Annotated in this window: 4 protein-coding genes and 1 pseudogene; 3 read left to right on the top strand and 2 right to left on the bottom strand. The window is 71.2% G+C overall.

Annotation, left to right across the window (positions count from 1 at the left end; translation table 11 throughout):
* Positions 1-424 precede the first annotated feature (424 nt).
* Together CV1CTNOD_RS02005 and CV1CTNOD_RS02000 are read left to right on the top strand one after the other, a co-directional pair.
* A complete protein-coding gene (locus tag CV1CTNOD_RS02005; protein ID WP_131784474.1) occupies positions 425-823 on the top strand; it encodes a plasmid mobilization protein in 399 nt (132 codons plus the stop codon).
* Complete coding sequence (locus CV1CTNOD_RS02000) at positions 820-2253, top strand: relaxase/mobilization nuclease domain-containing protein (RefSeq protein ID WP_131784473.1); 1434 nt, start codon at positions 820-822, stop codon at positions 2251-2253. The genes CV1CTNOD_RS02005 and CV1CTNOD_RS02000 overlap by 4 nt, the downstream gene beginning before the upstream one ends.
* Before the next feature lie 371 nt (positions 2254-2624).
* On the opposite strand, the gene CV1CTNOD_RS01995 is transcribed toward CV1CTNOD_RS02000, so the two are convergent.
* Complete coding sequence (locus tag CV1CTNOD_RS01995) at positions 2625-3152, bottom strand: DUF4913 domain-containing protein (RefSeq protein ID WP_131784472.1); 528 nt, start codon at positions 3150-3152, stop codon at positions 2625-2627.
* The gene (locus tag CV1CTNOD_RS01990; RefSeq protein ID WP_242606292.1) at positions 3149-4348 is read right to left on the bottom strand and encodes a type IV secretory system conjugative DNA transfer family protein; all 1200 of its coding nucleotides are present in this window, start codon (positions 4346-4348) and stop codon (positions 3149-3151) included. Before CV1CTNOD_RS01990 ends, CV1CTNOD_RS01995 begins: the two co-directional genes overlap by 4 nt.
* On the opposite strand from CV1CTNOD_RS01990, the pseudogene CV1CTNOD_RS25320 reads away from it, so the two are divergent.
* A pseudogene (locus tag CV1CTNOD_RS25320) lies at positions 4335-4555 on the top strand (hypothetical protein); the annotation flags it as partial. The gene CV1CTNOD_RS01990 and the pseudogene CV1CTNOD_RS25320 sit on opposite strands and share 14 nt — an antisense overlap.

Here is a 4555-nt window from a genome sequence, read left to right as displayed (position 1 = left end):
GAACAGCGAGATCATCCACCTGTTGCGTCGTGCCCTCGAACGCGGTTTCAAGAGCCACCGTCGCGCACGCCGGATCCGATCCCGACCGCCAGGCCTGCTCGTTCATGCGCCGTCGTGCCCAACTACGGCACGACGGACCGGAGACCATCCGTGCGTGGATCTTCTTTCCTCTTGCATTAATTGATGATCTTTACGGTGGGTGCTGGTCAACGCTGTTGACCAGCTGCCGTTACGGATCGCGGGAGGCCGTGGAAAATCCCCGGCGCCGCCGCCGTTCGCTGGCAGTCGCCTTCGGCGGAGCGAGATATACATTTGGTAACCAAATGTGCGCCTCGACCGCTGTGTCCGCTTGGATCGGACCCGACACATTCGGCGGGATGGTGGGGTCGAGCGGGCGCGCTCGACCTTAGAAGCGGGGTGCGGTGTGGGTCGCCAGGGGGCGGTCGGGCATCGGCAGCATCAGCGTCCGGCTCGTCACCACCGGTGCAATCTGCGGTTTGACGACGACGAGTACGCCGAGATCGCCGCGGCCGCGCGGGCGGTGGATCTGACTCCGGCCGGGTTCCTGGCCGAAGCCGGACTCGCGGTGGCGCGGAACACCCGGCTGCCGATGGAGTCGGTGGAACGCGAGGAGATGCGGGAACTGGTGCGGCTGGCGGAGCTGGTGCGCCGGGTCGGTACCAACGTCAACCAGGCGGTCGCGCTGTACCACACGACCGGGGTGGCACCGCCGGCGCTGCTGACCGTGGCGGAGATGACGACCCGGGTGATGCGTCAGATCGACATGCTGGCCACGCAGATCGGTCGCCGTATCCAACCATGATCGGGAAGATCAGTCGGGGTGGCCGGGTCCTCGGGCTGTTGCGCTACCTGTTCGGCCCGGGGGAGGCCAACGAACATGTGGACCCGCATCTGGTTGCCGCCTGGGCTGATCCCGGTCTGATTGGCGCGGCTGGACCCGAGGATGTCGGTGCTCTGGCCGATCTGCTGAATCAGCCGGTGACGATGATGCGCCGGCCGGTGGACCGGCCGGTCTGGCATGCGTCGCTGCGCAGCGCACCGGAAGATCGGCGGCTGAGCGACGCCGAGTGGGCCCAGATCGCCGAGGGGGTGGTCACCCGGATGGGGTTCATCAGCGGGTCAGGCGATCCTTCGGGCTGCCGGTGGGCGGCGGTCCGCCACGCTGACGATCATATTCATCTGGTGGTGACCCTGGCCCGGATGGACGGTCGGCGTCCCTCGGTCCACAACGACTTCACCCGGCTGCGGACCGCATGCCAGCAGATCGAACGACGCTACGGGCTGCGGATGACCGCCAGCCGGGACAACACCGCACCCGTGGCCGCGTCCCGCCCCGAGCAGGAGAAGGCCGCTCGCCGCGGGCAGCCGGAGCCGTCCCGGGTGCGGCTGCTGCGCACGGTCCGGACCGCGGCCGCCGGCGCCGGCGACGAGAGCGCGTTCTTCGCCCGGTTGGAGCAGGCCGGACTCCTGGTCCGTCGTCGCCACAGCACCCGGCATCCCGGTGAGATCACCGGCTATGCGCTCGCCCTCCCCGGCGACCGGGACCGTCAGGGAGTATCGGTCTGGTACAGCGGCGGCCGGTTGGCCGCGGACCTGAGCCTGCCGCAGCTACGACGACGCTGGCAGGCCCCGACCCGCCCGGTCGGTACAACCGATTCTGCTGACCGGCAGCGGCTGCGCGACCCTGCCGCCCGCCGCCAGGCGGTTGCCACGGCGACCGCGGCCGCCGTCAGCGCCGCCGAGCACCTGGCCGCCGACGTCGCCGGGGAGCAGGACCAGGAAGCGGTCGCGCACGCCGCCGGTGACCTGGCCGCCGCTGTCGCCCACGTCCTACACGGGCCAGACAATGGGTCGATACACACGGCCAGTGAACGCATCGCCCGGGCGGCCCGGGCCCGGTGGGCGGCCACCCCGCACACCACCCCGGCCGCCGAAACCATCCGGGCAGGGGCGCGGATTCTGCTCACACTCGGCCGTGCCGGCCCCAGCGAGGCAACCGATTTCGCCCGGCTTGTGGAGGCGTTGCTGCGACTGGCCGAGGCTCTGGCCCGCCTCCGCGCCGTCCAGCAGCGCCATGTCCAAGCCGACGCCGCCGTCACCGCGGCCAGGATGCTGGCCGCTCATCAGATTTCCCACCAGCCTCCCGCGTCATCGCAGGCGGTACCCACAGGAGTGCACAGCCCTGCGCGTCTCCCGCTGCCGGCGTCTCCGCATCGGCGTCGGGGGCGATAGACGATCGAGGACGGGCCTCGGTCATGTCAGTCTTTCCGCCAGCGCCGTGCCCAGGCCATGGTGAACGCCGGATCCGGCACACAGCCGTGCTGCTGTGGGAACAGCATGCAGAAACGTTGGCGTTCTCCTCGGCTGGAAGACTGGGGATGACGCGCCGGTGCTGTTCATCGTGGAAGGTGGCCCTGGTGCTGGGAAGATTTACATGCAGAACCGACTGAAGGGTCTTCTAGCAGATCGTGGCGGGGCGTTGGGATTGGACGTAGATGCGTTCCATTCCGACCGGCTTGTAGGGCAAGGGCGCTGCCGCGGCTGACCTTTAACCGATATCGGAGACCAGCTCCGCGGGGCCGAGAGATGGGCCCAGGCGTAGGTCAGCCGTTCTCGTCTCCCGCGGCAGGGTCGAAGTGGCCGGGTGGGGTGGGGGCGACGGGTAGGGGCCGGTCGGGTTCGTGCCGGTCGGGGCGGCAGGCGCGAAACGGCCCGGACGGTCCGCACAGGACTGCCAGTTGGGGGTCGAGCAGGTTGGTGTGCCAGGTGGCAATGCCGGTGTTGGGGTCGGTGCGGGCGTGTTCCCAGGCCCGCCACAGCGCTTCGAGGCGGATGACGGCTTCGGTGTGGTCCCACCATTGGGCGCACCAGCGGAACTCCCCGCCGGTTGAGCGGGGGTAGGCCACCCGGAAGTACTGCTCGACCCAGTCGACGACGCCGGTGAACGCCGGTTCCGGGGGCTCGTCCTGGTCCTGGCGGCTGTCGCTGGCCTGCGGTGGGAGAGTGGCAGCCGGGTCCGTGGCGGCGGCGCGGGCGTCGAGATCGGCCAGCAGGGTTTCCAGGGAGTGGAGGCGGGCGGTCAGGTCCGCCAGCGCGCCGGCCAGCTCGGCGGCGGTGGTGGGGCTGGTCATGACGTCTGGGTTCCCCTCTGCGGGCCGGTCCCGGACGCGGCGGTCGAGGTGGCGTGGGCGGTGAGGGTGGTCATGGCCTGCGCGGACGCGGTGGTGATCGTGGTGGCGTGTGGGCCGGTGTACCAGGGGCGTAGCCGGACCGCGGCCGCGCGGATGCCGGTGGCGAGTAGGAGGGCGGTGCCCTTGGGCATGGCGCGGATGTCTGCGGCGTCGAGGATTCGCTGGCGGCGTAGCGAGACCTGCGTGGACGGCCCGCCGCGGCTGTGGGACACGGAGGAGATCTCGATGTCGTGTTCGCCGACGAGCCGGGAGAGGTCCTCGGCATGGCGGGGGTCGTCGATGCCGGCGCCGACGAGTTTGATGGTGGCGGCGGACCACAGGGCGTCCATGCCCTGTTCTCCCCATACTCCGACGCCTTGCCGGTAGGACTGCAGGATCGTGATGGTGACCAGGCCGCGGGAGCCCAGGTGGGAGTACAGCCGGGGCAGGTCGGCGATCTTGCAGATGTTCGCGGCCTCGTCGAGCATGATCCGCATGGGGGGGTCGAGGCGGCCGCCGGCGGCTTCGGCGCGGCGGACCGCAGCGCGCATGACCTGGTCGGTGAACGCCGCGACCAGCGGGGATGCCGCGCCTTCGTCGTCCTTGGACAGCAGGTACAGGGTGTCGCTGCTGGCGGCGAAACGGTCGACGTCGAGCAGCGCCCTTTTCCTTCCTTTTGTGTTGTGGTCGGCGGGTGGGGTGACCCAGGTGAGGATCTGGTCGTTGCGCAGGCAGCGGGCGGCGGCCCGGGCGGTTTCGTAGACGCCTTCGCGGGTTTCCGGGGCGCCGGCTTGGCGGCCGCGCAGGCCGGCGGCCACCGCCCGGTAGCCGTGGTCGTCGAGGAGGTCGGCGGGCCGCGGGCTGGCGGAGTCGTTGAGCCATTCGTAGACGTCGATCAGACTGCGGCCGCTGGTGGCGGCGGCGAGCAGCAGGCTGGCGAGCAGGTCCCCGGCGGCCGCGGCCCAGAAGTCCCGGGATGCCTGCCCGCCGCGGATCTCCTGGAGGAAGTGGGAGGCGAGCCGGTCGGCGTCCTCCACCCCGCGCACGGCCGCCAGGGGGTTCCACCACCAGCTCGGTGGGGCGTAGGCGATCCGCTGCGGATCGAACACCCACACCCTGCCGCGCTCGGCCCGCAGGGCGGCGGTGGTCGCCCACAGGTCGGCCTTGTTCGCGGTGGCGACGACCGCGCCGGGGGCGTCGAGGATGACCGGGACCGCCGGCGCGGGGGGCCATGACGGCGACCGCGACGTCCTCGTCCGAGCCGTACAGCGGGGTGCCGCCGGGGGTCAGGTCCCCGATCGGCCAGCCCCGGTCCGCCTCGGCCAGCCGGGGCAGCGGGGTCAGGGAGGGGCGCAGCGCGCGGG

This window comes from Protofrankia symbiont of Coriaria ruscifolia, from assembly GCF_900634745.1.
GTDB classification, from domain to species: domain Bacteria; phylum Actinomycetota; class Actinomycetes; order Frankiales; family Frankiaceae; genus Protofrankia; species Protofrankia californiensis.
Note: the sequence above shows the minus strand (reverse complement) of the source record. Positions and strands in the feature narration are given on the sequence as shown.

Excerpts from the sequence above, each read along its gene's own strand:
- CV1CTNOD_RS02000 (WP_131784473.1), top strand. The coding sequence starts at position 820 with ATGATCGGGAAGATCAGTCGGGGTGGCCGGGTCCTCGGGCTGTTGCGC.
- CV1CTNOD_RS01995 (WP_131784472.1), bottom strand. The coding sequence starts at position 3,152 with ATGACCAGCCCCACCACCGCCGCCGAGCTGGCCGGCGCGCTGGCGGAC.